The organism is Xanthomonas sp. D-36-1 (assembly GCF_017746155.1).
Classification (GTDB): domain Bacteria; phylum Pseudomonadota; class Gammaproteobacteria; order Xanthomonadales; family Xanthomonadaceae; genus Xanthomonas; species Xanthomonas cissicola.
Genome location: NZ_JAGHWR010000030.1, coordinates 1 through 15778, shown reverse-complemented (window position 1 = coordinate 15778; position 15778 = coordinate 1). Strand labels below are relative to the sequence as shown.

Sequence of the window (15778 nt, the reverse complement as noted above, 5' to 3'; positions counted from 1 at the left end):
TTGTTTTGCAGTGCAGCGTGCAAGTCCGATTCGGGGCGCGCGCTATGATCCTGCATCCCGACGTGGGGGAGGGAGCAAAGCCCGCTGGCAGTTCGCTGCAAGCGGGCTTTTTTATGCCTGGCGATTTGCCGGGTCAAGCGCCAACCCCGCGCAAGATCCGCCGCAGACGAAGCGCGTGCCATAGGCGGTAGCCGCCGCGCGCATCGCGGCGAGCGCACTCGCATGGCTTGGAGCCGCCCCAACCCCGGCAAGCGATCATGCTGCTGGAGGTGTACGCGTGCTCGGAACTATTCGTACGAGCGACCCATGCCGTACCGATCACCGGCCGCGTCCGCCTGGCCTGTCATGCCGTTCCTATCTGCAACTCCAGCAGCCACAGCGTGCTGCCGCCGGTGATGAACAACCGCCGTTGCTCCAGGTCGAAGGTGCAGTTGGACGCCGTCTGCGGGGTCGGCACCAGACCGAGCCGGTGGCCGTCGTTGTCGAAGATGCACACGCCCGCGCCGGAACTGCTCCATAGCCAGCCCTGGCGATCCACGCAAAAGCCATCCGGCAGGCCGTCCGGCACCACCGCGAAGCGGCGCCGGTTGTGCAATGCGCCATCGCGCCAGTCGAAGGCGGTGATCTCCGGCGTGGTCGGGCCACCTTCGGGCGTCTGCGACACGTACAGCACACGTTCGTCGGGGGAGAACGCCAGCCCGTTGGGGTGATCCAGGCTGGCCATGCACTGCAGGGCGCTGCCATCGGGCGGCAGCCGGTAGACGCCATGATGGTCCAGTTCCTGCGGACCCGGGCAGCCCTGGCTGGGCTTGAGCAGCCCGAACGGCGGGTCGGTGAACCAGATCGCGCCGTCGTGCGCCACGATCAGATCGTTCGGCGAATTGAGCCGTTTGCCCTCGAACCGCCCGACCAGCAGATGCGCCCGGCCATCCACATCGCTACGGGTGATCGCGCGGCGCCCGTGTTCGCAGTGCACCAGTCGCTGCTGCGCATCCACCGCATTGCCATTGGTGAAGGCGGTGGCATCCAGCAGCACGTCCACCGCGCCGTCTTCGCGCCAACCGAGCACGCGGCGGCCGACCACATCGCTCCACACCAGCGTGCGCTGTGCCTCCCACCAGGTCGGGCCCTCGCTCCAGGTGGCCTGGTCGTAGAGGGTCTGCAGGCGCGCGTTGCCCAGCCGCGCTGCCAGCGCGGCGTGGTGCGTGGTGGGTGGCGGGCACTCTGCCGGCTGGGCGGCGCCGGGCGCGCGAAGGCGGCAGTGGCGGTCCATCAACGCGGCGCCGGATGGCCGAACGGATGCGCGGTGGCCGCTCCTGGCGATTGCGCAAACTGCACCATCATCTGCAGGCAGGGCGTATCGCCCAACTGGCCGGAGCGGTGGCCACGCCGATCGGAGGTGCCCTGATCCTGGCCGAAGTGGATATCGCCCGGACCCATCTCCACGCGGGTGCCGTCGCCGGTTTCGATAAACCAGCGGCCACGCAACGGAATCACCCATTGCGGGTGCGGGCTCTCATGCCAATCGCCGACCCAGCCCACCGGCAGCACCGCGAACTGGATGCCCAGCACCTCGCCCGGAAACGGCCGTAACCACTGCGGTGCCGCACCGCCACCCACGCTCTTGCTGCCGAAGCCGGGCAACTGCGAGAGGTTGAGGCGGCTGTTGCCATCCGGCCCGGTCCACAGATGCAGAAAGGGCAGGCTGGGCGGTAGTGCAGGATCGTTGCCATCGGTTTCCAGCGGGATCTGCGAGGGCAGCAGGTGGGCAGGCAAGGTGGTGGGCGACATGGCGGGACCTCGTGCGAAAGCCGCAGTGCAGCATGGGTTTCGTCAGGGCTGCGTAAGCGAGATGTTCAAAGCGGCGAAATGCTGCACGCCCTGTTGCAGTCGCAGTGCGGGCTGTCGCGCATGCGTGCACTCCCTGCGCGGTAGGGATGCCAAAATCCGGTCATGCCAATGCCGACCGCTTCCATGTCTCCTGCGCTCACCGCCCTGATCGAGCGGGCCGTGGCGCGTGTCCGTCAATCGTTGCCTGTCGAGCAGGCGTGGCCGGGCGGCGCGTTCGATCGGCAGCTTGCGCAGGTGGCACTGGCCAGCGAGTTCGCGCTCGATACGTTGGCGCGGCAACCGGCGTTGCTGCAGCACCTGGCACAACCGGATCCGCCGCCGCTGCCACTGCCACAGCTCGATCCGGCGCAGCCGCAGCTGTGGCCTGCACAATTGCGACGCTATCGCAGCGCCGAGTCCACGCGCCTGGTGTGGCGCGATGTGCTCGGTCTGGACAGCGTCGAGGCCACCCTGGCCGGCGCAACCCAGCTGGCCGAGCACTGCCTGCAATGCGGCCTGCACGCGCTGGAGCAGCAGTTCCACACCCGCCACGGCCAGGTCGTTGCTGCAGACGGCAGCGAGCAACGCCTGGTGGTGTTCGGGCTGGGCAAGCTGGGCGGTGGCGAGCTGAATTTTTCCTCGGACGTGGATCTGGTCTACGCCTATCCGCAGGGCGGCCAATCCGATGGCGCGCTTCCATTGGCGGCAGAAGAGTATTTCGCACGGTTGGGCCAGCAGCTGGCCAGGTTGCTGGACGAAACCACGGCCGACGGCTTCAGCCATCGCGTGGATCTGCGCCTGCGTCCGTTCGGCACCGCCGGACGCGTGGCGTTGTCGTTCGCCGGCATGGACCAGTATTTCCAGCGCGAAGGTCGCGATTGGGAGCGCTACGCCTGGCTCAAGGCGCGCGCGGTGGCTGGCGATATCGACGCCGGCGAAGCCTGGCTGGAAACGCTGCGCCCCTTCGTCTACCGGCGGTATCTGGACTTCACCGCACTGGATGGCTTGCGCGAAATGAAAGCAGCCATCACCGCCGAAGTGGCGCGGCACGATCGTCTGGACGACATCAAGCGTGGGCCAGGCGGAATTCGCGAAATCGAGTTTCTGGCGCAATCGCTGCAGCTGATTCGCGGCGGACGCGAGCCGAGCCTGCGCGAACGCCGGCTGCTGCCCGCGCTGCAGGCGCTGGTGGCGGCAGGCCAGATCGACCAGGAAAACGGCCAGGCGCTGTCGACGGCGTATCGTTTTCTACGCCGGCTGGAAAATCGCCTGCAGATGTTGCGCGATGCGCAGACCCACGCATTGCCGCAGGCGCCGCTGGATCGCGAGCGCATTGCGCTGGGCCTGGGTTACGCGCACTGGTCGGCCCTGCTGGACGCGCTGGCGCCGCAGCGCGCGCGGGTTGCGGCGGAATTTGCCGAGCTGCTGGCCCCGCGCGTGCGCGCCACTGCACCGGACGCGCTTGCCGATTACTGGCGCGCGCTGCCGGACGGCGATGCTGCGCCGTTGGCGGGGATTGGCTTGAACGATCCCGGTGGCGCGCATCAGGCGCTGGCCGATTTCGCGCAGTCTTCCGGCGTGCGCGTGCTGTCCGATAGTGCGCGTGCGCGGCTGGATCGGGTGATGCCGGCACTGCTGCACGCAGCCACCCGCGCCAGCCAGCCCGACGCGGCAGTGCGTCGCATGCTCGGCCTGCTGCAGGCCACCTTGCGCCGCACCAGCTATCTGGCCTTGCTCGATGAGCAACCCAGCGCGCTTGCCCGCCTGGTCGATGTGCTCTCGCGCAGTGCGTTGCTGGCCGAGCGGCTGGCGGCGTATCCCTTGCTGCTGGACGAATTGCTCGACACCCGCATCAGCGGCCCGCTGCCGGTTCGCGCAGCGCTGCACGCGGCCTGCGCCGGTACCTTGCACATCGATGACACCGAAGCGGCGCTGCGCGAGCTCAACGAGCGTCGGCTTGCACTGAGCTTCCGCATTGCGCTGGCCACGCTGGATGGCCGCCAGCAGGCGGTGGAGAGCACCCGGCAACTGGCCTGGCTTGCCGAAGCGGTCGTGCAGACCGTGCTGCACCTGGCGCGCAGCGACATGCTGGCCGCGCACGGACACGTGCCCGGCGGCAGCTTTGCCATCGTCGGTTACGGCAGTCTGGGCGGGCTGGAGCTGGGGTTCGGATCGGATCTGGATCTGGTGTTTCTGTACGATCATCCGCCCGAGGTGGACGCCTCCGATGGCAAGCGCCCACTGGACGCCGGGCGCTGGTTTGCGCGGCTTGCGCAGAAGGTGATGGCATTGCTGGCTGCCGAGACCGGCGCCGGCCGGCTGTACGACATCGATGTGCGACTGCGCCCGGATGGCGGCAAGGGCGCACTGGTGTCCTCGCTGGCCAGTTACCGCGAATACCAGCGCGACCGCGCCTGGACCTGGGAGCATCAGGCCCTGGTGCGTGCACGCGCGGTGGCCGGCGACGCGGCGCTTTGCGACGCGTTTGCCCACGTGCGTCGCGATACGCTGATGCGGGTGCGCGACACCGCGCAATTGCACGAGGACGTGCGCAAGATGCGTGCACGCATGCGCGCCGAACTGGATCGCAGCGATGCCGGCCGGCTGGATCTCAAGCAAGGCGCTGGCGGCCTGGTGGATCTGGAATTCGTGCTGCAGGCCGGCGTGCTCGGCCTGGCAGCGCTGCAGCCGCAGCTGCTGGATGCCTGCGACACGCCCGCGTTGATCGACGCACTGGCGCGCACGCACTGGCTCCCGGACGAGAGCGCCGCATCGCTGCATCAGGCGCATGCAACGCTGGTCGATGCCGGCCTGAGCTGCACGCTGGACCGCCGCCCACGCCTGATCGCGCCCACGCCGGCCATCCAGCAGGCGCGCGGCATCATCTTCAACGCAGCACGTGGGCAGGGCCTGACGTTTCCGCTGGGCAAGGATGAAACAGCGCTGTAAGTGCACGGGTGAGTACGCCGCTTTCGATGCAGCTGCAGCAAACGGCAGCAACGGTGCCTTGCTGTCCTGGCGGAGGCAACGCACCCATGAGCGTCTTGCGTTCTACCGACGCGGCGCACTCCGCCACAGCAGGGCGCGAAACGGGCCGAGCAGGAACACGCCCATGCCCAGTTTTACCGCCAGATCGCCTGCGGCCCAGCTGACCCACGGCAGGCTCGCGCCGGCAAACGCAATGCTCCAGAAGATCGTGGTATCCAGGGTGGCGCTGCAGGTGTTGGCCACGATCGGCGCGCGCCACCAGCTGCCGTCGCGCAGGCGGTCGAACACGCTGATGTCCAGCAATTGCGCCGCGATGAAGGCGCTGCACGAGGCCACCGCAATGCGTGGCGTCGCCAGCCAGATCGACAGCAGCACCGCCAGCGCGAACCCGCACCAGGCAACGTGGCGCGCGGCGCGCGGGCCGAAGCGGCGGTTGATCAGGTTGCTGACCAGGAACGCCAGTGGGTAGGAGAACGCGCCCCAGGTCAGCCAGTCGTTGATCGGGTATTGCACCAGGATGTTGGACAGCAGGACCACCGCGCCCATTGCCAGCACCGCCCAGATCAATGCACGGGCGGTGAGCGGGGCGACTACAGGTGGCGAGGCAAGACGCATGGCGACACGGTGTTGAGTGGGCGCGCAATTATCTCTTCGACGGCAGGGATGGACCAGCGCAGCGATGCGCTCGCCGGCCACGGCGCCGGTGCGCGATGACCGTATTGCGCAGGCGCCTGCCGCCGGACCGTGCCTGTATCGCCGGCGGCGACCGATTGGGCCCGTGCGCACATCGCGGCCGCAATCCAACGGCGTGTGCGCTGGCGTTCGTGGCGGCGCATACGCGCGGCGGCATCGTCGGCATGCGATGTGCAGAACGGGGGGCACGCCTGCGCCACGACGTCGGGTCGTCATCGGTGAGGTGTGCACAGGACGCCTCACCGGCGGCACCGGCAGCACATGGTGATCGCAAAGCGGGCGGCAGGCCTCGACGTCGGAAATGCTGGCGTGAGCGTGCGCATGTGCGCGCAGTGGGCGCTTGCAGGCGCTCGCGACAACGGCGCCCACGTTGGGACATCCACGCGCGGCGAGCTGGCATGCAGCGGCACCTGCTGGCGCACCTCGCTGGTGGCGACACAATCTCGCCCGCCGGCATTTCAGCCGTAGACATCGCACGTATCGTCCCGGCTCCCGACCCCGTCGTCTGATTGATGGCAGCCCTTGCAAGCCCCGCGACCTGCCGATGCCGATGGCGATAGCTGCCGAATGCGCAGTGTCGCGCTGGTGCGCTGGCAGCGCTCGGCCTTGCCGTGGTCCGTGGCAGCGGCCAGCTGTGTGGATTTCAGCCAGCGCGGCCATCGCTCGCAGCCGGTACCTGCTTCCTGTTTCCGTGTCGACATGGTCGCGCCGTTGGTCGCGAGCGGTCGTGCATGCCCCTGCGATGCCATTCGGCCTCGCTCACTGCTGTGCCCCCGGAGAGATCCATGCTTACTCGCATCCGCTGTCGGCCGCTGCTGGCTGCCGTGTTGTCCGCTTCGCTGTTCGCCTTCGGCAGCGCCAACGCTGCCACAACCGTCCCAGATGCCCGGATTGACGCGATGACGGCGAGCTTGCGCGCTGCGCCCGTGTCCTTCGACGTGCATCTGCCATCACGCGACCAGGTGGCGCTGGATGCGCTGCTGGCCGACATCCAGGACCCGCTGTCGCCGCAGTACCACAAGTGGCTGTCGGCGTCCGAATTCCAGCGGCGGTTTGGCCCGGCGCCTGCGCAGCTCGCGCAGGTGCGCGCTGCCTTGCAGGCCGCACACATGACCGTGGTGCAGCAAGGGCCAACCCTGCATGTCAGCGCGAATGCAGACAGCGTGGAGCGGCTGTTTGCCGCGCCGTTGGTCGCTGATCTGAAGGCCGGCCAGCAGGTGCGCCTGGCGGCTGCCGCTCCGCTGCAGCTGCCGGCCGCGCTGCGTGCCAACGGTGTCGCCGTCACCGGACTGAGCCACGGGATGCCGACGGCACGCATGGACTCGCGCATGCTGGCCGGCGAGCCCGGCAACCGCTCCGGCGATGGCACCACCAGCTATTGGTACAACGATCTCAAGCAGGCCTACGGCTATCCTTCCTACCAGACGATGATTGGCGCGCCAGGCAAGCAACAGCGGCTCGACGGTAGCGGCAGCACGATCGCCGTCTTGATCGGCAGCGACGTGCTGGATACGGACATCGCCGCGATGTTCGACCACGAGCGCTTCAGCCGGTATGCCGGCAACCATGCCAATCCGACACTGTATGCACGCCGCTATGTGGCCGGTGCCAAGCCCGGGGTGCAGGACGGCAAGCGCGCTGCGGTGCGCGAGGCAACACTCGATGTGGACATGGCGCTTGGCGGCGCACCGGGCGCGCACGTGCTGCTGTACGTGATCCCCGATCTCTCCATCGATTCCCTCCTGGCCGGCTACCGACAGATCGTGCAGGACAATGAGGCCGACGTGGTCAGCTCCTCGTTCGGGTTCTGCGAACAGGTCTTCACCGCGGCCTACAACGGGAATGACGCCACCTCCATCCTTGGCCTGTTCGATTCGGTCTTCAAGCAAGGCAACGCGCAGGGCATCAGCTTCGTCGCCTCCAGCGGCGACAACGCCGGCCTGGATTGCCCGGACACGCAATACCTGGTGGACGGCAAGAACGGCCGCTACGTCCCCAGCGTGCACTGGCCCGCCGCCGATGCGTATGTGACCGCGGTCGGTGGTGGCAACCTGCTCACTTCCTACAAGAAGGGCAGCCTGGATTCGAGCTACCTCAGCGAAAGCGCGTTTGCCGACCCGTTGCAGGCCGAGGACCCATATGGCGTCGGCGCGCTGCTCAGCGGCGGCTACTGGGGTGCCGGTGGCGGCGTCAGCGCGCTGTTCCAGCGTCCGGCATACCAGCTGCGCGCGCTGGGCGGCACGCGCACCTCGATGCGCGCATTGCCCGATGTTGGCATGCTGGTCGGTGGTTGCCCTGGGATCGCCGTGCATCCCTGTCAGCAGGGCACCAGCTCGGTGTCCATTTACGTGGCCGGTGCCATCACCAAGGTGATCGGCACCAGCGTGGCGGCGCCGGAGTTCGCCAGCGTGGCCGCGTTGCTGGTGCAGAAGCAGGGCCGGCAGGGCAATCTCAACGATTACCTGTATCGCCTGGCTGCCAACGGACCGGAGGCCTACCACCGCGGCATCCCCGGCAATAACGGGGTCGTCAGCAACGACGTGCCGATCGCCGGCAAGTACAACTACACCACCGGCTTGGGAACCCCGGTCGTGCGGCTGATGATCGGCGCGCTGGACGCGGCGCCCGCAGGCATTCCGCGTTCCCCCAGCAATCCGTAAACCAAGCGTGGTTGGAGGCATCGGCGTCGCGGCAACGCCGCCGATGCAACGACGATCACGCTGTGGTCGATCAGACGTGGTCTCGGCCTGCGGCGCAGGGCGTGCATGTCACCAAATGTGGCTGCTGCTGTAGGCGGCAGCCGCTTCTGTCGGTACGAACGCCAACGCCCGGCCTTGTTCCGCATGCACGGTCCAGCCGCTGCCGACCGGGCTGGGTTGGAACGTCACCATGTCGCCGACGTGGAAGCCTGCGGCGGGGTCGTCCTGGCGTGCCTGCCATTGCAGCACTGCGGTGTTCTCGGGTTGTTGCGGGTCCTGCAGGCGCACCTGACGCGCACCCGCGGGCAGGGTGTCGACGGCTTGCACGCGCATTGGCGGCAGCTTGCCTGCGTGCGCCTTACGACGTGACGCGGCCATTTCACTCGATGCAGTGAGTGGTCCGGCAACGACGGAGGCAAACACACCGGACGCGATCAGCACTGGCATGGCTAGGGACAGCGCCGAATAGAACTCGGATCTTTCGCCGGGTGTGGTCGCTTCACCGGCGTGTGCGCAAGGCAACGTCAAGGCGGCGAACAGGCACGCGCTGGCAGCGAGAAAAGTACGGGCGTGCATCATGGCGTTTCTCCAGGAGTAGGGGCGGCGCGTGCAATCGACAGTTCCTTGTCGACCGCGTCGCGCTGATGCAGAAAGTCGAACACCGATTCGACCGTGATTACCGAATAGTTGCCCGACACACGTTCGCCCACAGGGTGATCGGTGACCGCCGCATTGGCGGCGACAAAGCGCGCGCCGATGCGCTGGCTCAAATCCAGATGCAGGATGCTTGGGTGGTAACGCGCGGTGCGCAGCCATGCCTGTGCATCGCGGCGGTTGGCAATGGCGACTGCCGGTTGCGCGTCGGCCGCCAGCGCGACGGCCAGCACTTCCAGCCCCCATTGGTTGGAGTTTTGATAGTCGGTGGAAAACGGATACGCCACGATGCTGTAGCGCGTCTCATGCAGGCGGTGGGCGAGATCGCCGCTGCCAGTCAATAGCGCGTACAGACGTTGCTGCAGTGCCCGGGTGGGAACGCCCACGCGCAGGTCAGGCCATAGCGGCTCAGGTCCTGGCCGCCGCGCGCCAGCAGCACCACCTTGGCGTCGGGCAACGCATCCAGTGCCTGCGCGGTGGAGGTGGCCAGGTCGAACATCGCAGCGGTGGCTTGCGGTGATGGGTAGCGCGGTACGCAACGCGGTGCTGCTGCGGTGGCCGCCAGCGGTAACGCGGCAAGTAGCAGCAGCGCGATCGCCCGGCGCTGAGTGTGCCGCATCCATCGCGCGTTGATTGTCCCTGTCATGCGAAGCGTCCTTGGTCTCAGTGGCCCGCTGACGGGCCTTGGGTCATGCCAGCAGGCGCGCGCGCACCTGCATGGCGATGCGCTCGGTTTCGCGCACTGCCACGATATCGACAGCGCCGGCGAGAACTTCATCTACCGGGTGCAAACGCTGGCGTTGTCGCAATGCCTGCAGGTAGGTGCCCACGCGCCCGCGTGCCTGGTCGCCGAACGCGGCGGTCACCGCCACACGGGTGGCGCAGGCTTCGGAGAGCAGGTTGACCGAATCGGCGCTGGCCACGATGGCATCGGCCCAGCCGAGCAGGCCGGCATACGGGTTGGGCCCATCGCGTTCGTCGCACCACAGCAGATGCGGCAGGCCGACGCAGGCCGCGCGCAGCGTTGCGATTGCATCGTCCGGTGTGCGGCGCGAGGTGGTGATCAGCAGGCTGCCGCCCAGCGCGCGCAGTTGGGCGCTCAAGCGCGTGCACAGCGCCGCTAGCGCCTGTGGCGTCCACGGCACCTGGTCGGTGGTCCCACCGACCAGCAGGGCCAGCCGCGGGCCGGGCAAGCCGCCTAGTGCGGGAAAGGCCGCCCGCCCGGCCGCCAGCCACGCATCGTCCACCGGGTGCAGGCTGCCGAGCAGGGTGAGTACGTTGCTGCCGCGCAGTGCATCGTGCTCGGGCACGACCAGCAGGTCCCAGTGCCGCGGATCCAGCCGCGGATCCAGGATCTGCACGCTGCGGCTGCCGTGGGCACGCAGCAACCGGGTGGCCAGCGCCGCCTGCCTGCCGCAGCCGATGGCCAGCGCCGGGGGCTGCGTCAGTTGCCCGGCAAATGGCGCGCCAAACGCCCGCCGTGCGCCGGGTAGCCGCCGCGGCGCCGCCCAACGCCACGGCGCGTTGGGCTGCAGGTGCAGGGGCTGGTAGGCATCGGGCTGCAATGCACGCGCCAGCGCCTCGGCCTGGCGCGCATTGCCGGCACGGCCGTCGCTCAGTGCCCAGGTCAGCCCCATCGTTTCAGATCCGACATAGATTTGTTTCAGATTGAACGCGTGTGGCGGCAATCGCGCCACTCTACACTGCGGGTCTTCACACTGGCGCCGACGCCGCAACCTACCGTCGCACCACCCTTCCTCTGGAGTGCTCATGTCCGACTCGCTCAACGCCGCCGCACTGGATCAGCTGTTCCGCACCGCCCGCACGCAAAATGCGTTTGCCGACACGCCGGTCAGCCACGAGGTACTGCGTGAGCTGTATGAGCTGGTGAAGTGGGGGCCCACCGCGGCCAATAGCTGTCCGGCGCGCTTTGTGTTCGTGACCAGCGCCGAAGGCAAGGCCAAGCTCAAGCCGGCGCTGTCGGAGGGCAATGCCGCCAAGACGCTGGCCGCACCGGTGACGGTGATCGTGGCGCACGACGAAGACTTCCACGAGAAGCTGCCGTACCTGTTCCCGCATGCCGACGCCAAGAGCTGGTTCGACGGCCCGCGCGAGGGCCGCACCGAATCGGCGTTCCGCAATGGCTCGCTGCAGGGCGCTTACCTGATCCTGGCTGCGCGTGCGCTGGGACTGGATGCCGGCCCGATGTCCGGCTTCGACAACGCCAAGGTGGATGCGGCGTTCTTTGCCGGCACGCCGATCAAGTCCAACTTCCTGGTCAATCTCGGCTATGGCGATCCGGCCGGGCTGTTCCCGCGTTCGCCGCGCCTGAGCTTCGACGAAGCGGCGCGTTTCGAGTAGGCGGTGCATGCGTTCCGGCTGCGGCACAGCGCCGTGGACGGCGCGCATCGGCCCCGCACACTGCGTGTGCCTGCCACGTTCAAGCGACGCAGTTGGCCGTTCGCCGGCCGACCGCTTGATCTGGCTCGCCGGGTCGACGTACATGGTGTCTTGCGTTTCCTGCAGTCCTCGTCCGTCTGCATCTGTCCCACCCGCGTTGATCCGACGCGTCTCTCATCCCATGGAGTTCCAATGAAGACCACCCACAAGCTGTTGCTGCCGCTCGCCCTGACCCTGGCCATTGCCGCCTGCTCCAAGCCGGCCGAGAACACTGCCGCTCCGGCTGCCGAAACCCCGGCGGCGGCCACCACCCCGGCCGACGCCGCTGCTGCGCCGGCACCTGCACCGGCGGCTGCCGCCTCGACCGCCCCGGCCGTGGAAGTGGCATCGGGCACCTACACCCTGGACCCGTCGCATACCGACGTGCTGGCGCAGTGGAGCCACTTCGGCTTCTCCAACCCGAGCGCGCACTTCGGCAATGTCGACGGCACCCTGGTGTACGACGCGGCCGACGTGACCAAGTCCACCGTGCAGGTCACCCTGCCGCTGTCCGGCTTGAACAGCTTCACCGCCAAGTTCGACGAACACCTGAAGAGCGGTGACTTCTTCGACGCGGCCAAGTTCCCGACCGCCACCTTCAAGAGCACCAAGGTGGAAGCTGCCGGCACCAACAAGTTGACCGTCACGGGCGACCTGACCATCAAGGGTCAGACCAAGCCGGTCGTGCTGGACGTCACCCTCAACGGTGCCGGCGAGCACCCGATGAAGAAGGTGCCGGCCGCCGGTTTCGACGCCACCACCACCATCAAGCGCAGCGATTTCGGCCTGGGCCAGTACGCCCCGAACGTCAGCGACGAAGTGAAGATCCGTATCACCACCGAAGCCCTGCAGGCCAAGGCCGGCGATGCTGCGGCAAAGGATGCCGCAGCCAAGTAAGCGGTCTGGCTGCTGTCCAGGCAAGGGCCCGCTTCGGCGGGCCTTTGTCGTTGAGGGGGATGACCACATGCGACTCCGTCGGGTGTGGCGAGGTCATGCTGGGGTCGCCAGCGTGTCGGGCGCGTGTCTTGGCAAACGCCGCCGCTCACCGCATAGCCGGCAGCGTGGACCACGCTGACCGTGGCATGGGCAAACAGGTGGCCTGATGCCGCGTCGCCGTCTCGCAGATCGCGCCATCGCCATCGCCGCGAATCAACGGCCGGGCGCACCGCGCGGCAACGCATTTGGCGGCTGTCATCCACACGTCATCCGGGCCACGCAGGCTGGGCGCATTTTTCTGGACCGGTGATGCTTGTCGTGCGCTTGGGTAGATTGTTGCTGCTGTTCCTGCAGGGGCAGCCATTGCGCCACCGCGATGTCCGGACGCGCGGCACGCACCGCCGGCGCGCGTTCCACCCATGCACCGCGGTATGTCGGTCAGCCTGGACGCGGGGTAGTGCTCGCGTTGTCGGCGGGGTTCTGAGGCACGCCATGCGCAATCGCTCTCTTGCCAGGACGATGCGGCACGCACTGCTCGGTCTGGCGCTCTGTCTGCCGATGGCAAAACCGGTCTCCGCAAAACAGACCGCCGCAGCAACCGCGCACCTGCGCCTGACCATCGTGCTGGTGCGGCATGGCATCCGTGCGCCGACCCAGCCCGGTAGCGCGCTGGATCGCGACAGCGCGCTGCCATGGCCGCACTGGCCGGTGGGAGCGGGCCAGCTGACGCCGCATGGACGGGCGGGCATGCAGGCGCTGGGCGCACGTTATCGCGCGTTATTCGCGCCGTCGCTCGGACTAGCGGCCAGCGGCTGCGCGGGCACCGAACAGATCGTCACCATCGCCGACAGCACCGCCCGCAACCACGCCAGCGCGCAGGCGCTGCTGCAGGGCATGGCGCCGGGCTGCGCAGTGCACTATCAGGCCCTGCCGGAGGGCGAGCGCAACGCCTTGTTCGAGGGCGGCAAGGCGCCCGCACCGCCGGTGCGGCTGGAGGCTGAGACGCGCGCGCAGCTGGCGCACTTGCAGGCGGTGTTGAGTGGCTGCCAGCACGGGCGCTGCGCCGCGCCGCCGCCTGCCCGGCTGCTCTACGAGCCGGCTACGCGCGACGGCTCGCCGGCCGCGGCCAGCACCCTGAAGCTGGCCGGTGGACTGGCCGAGAACCTGATGCTGGAAGACGTCGAAGGCTTCGATGCGGCGCAGCTGGGCTGGGGCCAGGTGGATCGCGCCGCGGTGGCGCAATTGATTGCCCTGCACAACACCTCGTTCGCACAGAGCAAGCGTCCGTTACCGGTTGCCACGGCGGCGGCATCCAACCTGCTCGCGCATCTGCTGGCCACCGTGCAGGCCGCGGTCGGGCAAACGCCGTCGGTGGCGGCACTGGCGCCGTCCTCCACGCGGTTGCTGGTGCTGGTTGGCCACGACACCAATCTGGCCACGCTTGGTGGGCTGCTCGGCGTGCAGTGGCATCGCAGCGATCGCCCCGACGACTATCCGCCCGGCGGCGCGCTGGTGCTGGACCTGCTCGAACGCGACGGCGCGCCCTTGCTACGCGTGCGGACCCTGATGCCAGGCCTGTCGGCGTTGCGCAGCGGGCGCCTGGATGACGAGGCGCTGGCCTCGTCCACGCTGGTCTTGCCCGGCTGCCATGGTCAGGCCTTGTGTCCGTTGCCGGTTGCATTGGCCTGGCTGCGCACGCGCATCGATCCGGCCCGGGTGCAAGTGGCGCTGCCGGCCATGCAGTCCTGGCCGGTGCCGCCGTAGCGCATGTCATGCACGGCATGTGCGGGCGAAGCGGCGCAGTGATGCGTTGAGAGCCGACGCGCGCTGCGTGCACGCAGGGTACTCACTCCTCGCCGTGCTCGCCGCGCGCCTTCCAATAGCCTTTCGCCCGCACCCACTCCTTGTCCACACCCAGGTGGTCTTCGAGGAATTTGCGCATGGCGCGCGCGCGCATCGATTCGGCGCCGATCCAGTAGAACGTATCGCCATCCTCTGGCTCATAGTCGCGCAGGCTGTCTTCCAGCAGGGTGCTGCTGGCGGCATCGAAGCCATTGCGCTCCAGCCAGTTCACCCGCACCTCGGCTGCGCTGAGCAGTTCCTGCCGCTCGGCGGCATCGGCGATCTCGATGAACACCTGCGCGTGCACGTCGGCGGGCATCGCTTCGAGCCAGCGGCCGATCGCCGGCAGCGCGGTTTCGTCGCCGATCAGCACGTAGTGGTCGTAGTCATCGGCAACCAGGAACGAGCCGCGAGGGCCGCCGAGCTTCAGTGGGTCGCCCGGCTGTGCGTGCGCGGCCCAACTGGACGCCACGCCGTCACCGTGCAACACGAAGTCGATGCTCAACTCGCCGCTCTGCGGATCGAAATAGCGTGGCGTGTAGTCGCGTGCTGGCGAAGGCAGCGCGCCTTCTTCGTAGCGCGGGCCGTCCGGGGTCATGGTCGGCAGGACGAAGGCGCCGTCGGCATTGGGAAAGAACAGTTTGATGTGATCGTCCGGCGCATCGCTTTGAAAGCCGGCCAGGCCGCTGCCGCCGAACACGATACGGCGCATGTGCGGGGTGATCGCTTCGCAACGCCGCACCTGCACGGAGCGCAGGCGTGGGTCGCGACGGAGTTGGGTATTGGTGTGTGCAGCCATGGGGTGCGATTCCTGGAGTGCCGCATGGATGCGCGGCGGTGCGGGAGAAGATGGAGCGTTATGAAATCAATGCGTGATCGGTCACTGGCGTGGCAAGTGGCGACCTGCCCTGGTGGTGCGATGTCATCCAGCGCAGTGGGCTTGCCGTCTCTCTGCGGAAGAAGTGCCCGCCAGGGGCAGGTGACGGGCGTGCGAATCCGCGTGCAGGTGCATCGCCTTACCTGTACTCGGGGTGGTGCTGTCGTTCTATCGACCTGCGCGGCTCGCAGATCGCTGTCGGGCCGGTCCCAGGCGTCATCGCGATACACCGGCTCAGTTGTCGTCGCGCTCCATGCCGTCGGCGGCGGCGTTGAGTAATGCAGCAATCCGCGCGGTCTCTGTCTCGCTCCATTGCCCATGGCGCGCGAACAAGCCGTGTTTGATGCGATGAATCGCATCGCGAATCGGGGCCGGCGTTTGCGACTTGATCAGCTCACGCGCGCGCCGATGGGTGCGGGCCAGTGCGGCATCGAGCGCATCGCGTTGCCGTGCAACGTAGTCGCTGCCAGCGGCAGTGACCTGATACCGCTTGCGGCCGGCATCCAGATCGGTGTGCACCCAGCCGGCGGCTTCCAGCTGCGCCAGTGCCGGATAAATCGCACCGGCGCTAGGGAAGGTCTGATCAACTCACCGCAGATGCGCGACACTATCGCCTTATGTAGAGGATTCATCCATGCAGCTGACGTTCGGTGACGCTGAGGGCTTGGGCAAGCGTAAGCAGACCCGGCGCGAGATCTTTCTTGCCGAGATGGAGCAGGTTGTTCCGTGGCAGCAACTGCTTGCCCTGATCGCGCCGCACTATCCAGTGTCGGGGCGGCCAGGTCGGCAGCCGTACGCACTGGCGACGATGTTGCGGATT

General features: G+C 67.9%; 11 protein-coding genes and 4 pseudogenes. 7 read left to right on the top strand and 8 right to left on the bottom strand.

Annotated features, from left to right (window positions below):
• Positions 1-343: 343 nt before the first annotated feature.
• Together J7367_RS09460 and J7367_RS09455 are read right to left on the bottom strand one after the other, a co-directional pair.
• Entirely contained in the window at positions 344-1273 is a 930-nt protein-coding gene (locus tag J7367_RS09460; protein WP_057660375.1) for an SMP-30/gluconolactonase/LRE family protein, read from the bottom strand.
• Positions 1273-1791, bottom strand: coding sequence for a hypothetical protein (locus J7367_RS09455; protein WP_007972561.1), 519 nt, complete (start codon positions 1789-1791; stop codon positions 1273-1275). The genes J7367_RS09460 and J7367_RS09455 overlap by 1 nt, the downstream gene beginning before the upstream one ends.
• Positions 1792-1953: 162 nt before the next feature.
• Between J7367_RS09455 and glnE the strand changes: the two genes are divergently transcribed.
• Complete coding sequence (gene glnE, locus J7367_RS09450) at positions 1954-4779, top strand: bifunctional [glutamate--ammonia ligase]-adenylyl-L-tyrosine phosphorylase/[glutamate--ammonia-ligase] adenylyltransferase (RefSeq protein ID WP_057660377.1); 2826 nt, start codon at positions 1954-1956, stop codon at positions 4777-4779.
• 102 nt (positions 4780-4881) lie between these two features.
• Here glnE and J7367_RS09445 read toward each other — a convergent pair whose 3' ends face one another.
• Complete coding sequence (locus J7367_RS09445) at positions 4882-5433, bottom strand: VUT family protein (protein ID WP_057660379.1); 552 nt, start codon at positions 5431-5433, stop codon at positions 4882-4884.
• Between the two features lie 863 nt (positions 5434-6296).
• On the opposite strand from J7367_RS09445, the gene J7367_RS09440 reads away from it, so the two are divergent.
• Positions 6297-8171: a S53 family peptidase gene (locus tag J7367_RS09440; protein WP_057660381.1), complete on the top strand. Its 1875-nt coding sequence runs from the start codon at positions 6297-6299 to the stop codon at positions 8169-8171.
• Positions 8172-8279: 108 nt separating this feature from the next.
• Here the strand turns inward: J7367_RS09440 and J7367_RS09435 are convergent, their stop codons facing one another.
• From J7367_RS09435 to J7367_RS09425, 3 genes and pseudogenes are all read right to left on the bottom strand, one after another.
• Positions 8280-8786 carry a hypothetical protein gene (locus J7367_RS09435; protein WP_176215007.1) on the bottom strand — a complete coding sequence of 169 codons (507 nt, stop codon included), beginning with the start codon at positions 8784-8786 and terminating at the stop codon, positions 8280-8282.
• A pseudogene (locus tag J7367_RS09430) lies at positions 8786-9510 on the bottom strand (DUF2145 domain-containing protein). Before J7367_RS09430 ends, J7367_RS09435 begins: the two are co-directional and overlap by 1 nt.
• Before the next feature lie 43 nt (positions 9511-9553).
• Positions 9554-10501: an ELM1/GtrOC1 family putative glycosyltransferase gene (locus J7367_RS09425; RefSeq protein ID WP_057660387.1), complete on the bottom strand. Its 948-nt coding sequence runs from the start codon at positions 10499-10501 to the stop codon at positions 9554-9556.
• Between the two features lie 133 nt (positions 10502-10634).
• On the opposite strand from J7367_RS09425, the gene J7367_RS09420 reads away from it, so the two are divergent.
• The 4 genes and pseudogenes from J7367_RS09420 (at position 10635) to J7367_RS09410 (ending at position 14003) form a co-directional block, all read left to right on the top strand.
• Positions 10635-11225 carry a malonic semialdehyde reductase gene (locus J7367_RS09420; protein ID WP_003483243.1) on the top strand — a complete coding sequence of 197 codons (591 nt, stop codon included), beginning with the start codon at positions 10635-10637 and terminating at the stop codon, positions 11223-11225.
• 231 nt (positions 11226-11456) lie between these two features.
• Positions 11457-12200 (top strand): YceI family protein, encoded by a 744-nt coding sequence (locus J7367_RS09415; RefSeq protein ID WP_007972283.1) that lies wholly within the window; start codon positions 11457-11459, stop codon positions 12198-12200.
• 128 nt (positions 12201-12328) lie between these two features.
• Positions 12329-12549, top strand: a pseudogene (locus J7367_RS22515) (hypothetical protein).
• A 182-nt stretch (positions 12550-12731) separates the two neighbouring features.
• Positions 12732-14003 (top strand): histidine-type phosphatase, encoded by a 1272-nt coding sequence (locus tag J7367_RS09410; RefSeq protein ID WP_057660389.1) that lies wholly within the window; start codon positions 12732-12734, stop codon positions 14001-14003.
• Positions 14004-14085: 82 nt separating this feature from the next.
• Here J7367_RS09410 and J7367_RS09405 read toward each other — a convergent pair whose 3' ends face one another.
• Both J7367_RS09405 and J7367_RS09400 read right to left on the bottom strand, forming a co-directional pair.
• Positions 14086-14880: a siderophore-interacting protein gene (locus J7367_RS09405; RefSeq protein ID WP_057660393.1), complete on the bottom strand. Its 795-nt coding sequence runs from the start codon at positions 14878-14880 to the stop codon at positions 14086-14088.
• Positions 14881-15192: 312 nt separating this feature from the next.
• Positions 15193-15531 (bottom strand): annotated as a pseudogene (locus J7367_RS09400) (PadR family transcriptional regulator); the annotation flags it as partial.
• Positions 15532-15592: 61 nt separating this feature from the next.
• On the opposite strand from J7367_RS09400, the pseudogene J7367_RS09395 reads away from it, so the two are divergent.
• Positions 15593-15778, top strand: a pseudogene (locus tag J7367_RS09395) (IS5/IS1182 family transposase); the annotation flags it as partial.

Bases quoted from the DNA above. Each gene is read 5' to 3' on its own strand.
- J7367_RS09460 (WP_057660375.1), bottom strand. From the start codon at position 1,273: ATGGACCGCCACTGCCGCCTTCGCGCGCCCGGCGCCGCCCAGCCGGCA.
- J7367_RS09455 (WP_007972561.1), bottom strand. From the start codon at position 1,791: ATGTCGCCCACCACCTTGCCTGCCCACCTGCTGCCCTCGCAGATCCCG.
- glnE (WP_057660377.1), top strand. From the start codon at position 1,954: ATGCCAATGCCGACCGCTTCCATGTCTCCTGCGCTCACCGCCCTGATC.
- J7367_RS09445 (WP_057660379.1), bottom strand. From the start codon at position 5,433: ATGCGTCTTGCCTCGCCACCTGTAGTCGCCCCGCTCACCGCCCGTGCA.
- J7367_RS09440 (WP_057660381.1), top strand. From the start codon at position 6,297: ATGCTTACTCGCATCCGCTGTCGGCCGCTGCTGGCTGCCGTGTTGTCC.
- J7367_RS09435 (WP_176215007.1), bottom strand. From the start codon at position 8,786: ATGCACGCCCGTACTTTTCTCGCTGCCAGCGCGTGCCTGTTCGCCGCC.
- J7367_RS09425 (WP_057660387.1), bottom strand. From the start codon at position 10,501: ATGGGGCTGACCTGGGCACTGAGCGACGGCCGTGCCGGCAATGCGCGC.
- J7367_RS09420 (WP_003483243.1), top strand. From the start codon at position 10,635: ATGTCCGACTCGCTCAACGCCGCCGCACTGGATCAGCTGTTCCGCACC.
- J7367_RS09415 (WP_007972283.1), top strand. From the start codon at position 11,457: ATGAAGACCACCCACAAGCTGTTGCTGCCGCTCGCCCTGACCCTGGCC.
- J7367_RS09410 (WP_057660389.1), top strand. From the start codon at position 12,732: ATGCGCAATCGCTCTCTTGCCAGGACGATGCGGCACGCACTGCTCGGT.
- J7367_RS09405 (WP_057660393.1), bottom strand. From the start codon at position 14,880: ATGGCTGCACACACCAATACCCAACTCCGTCGCGACCCACGCCTGCGC.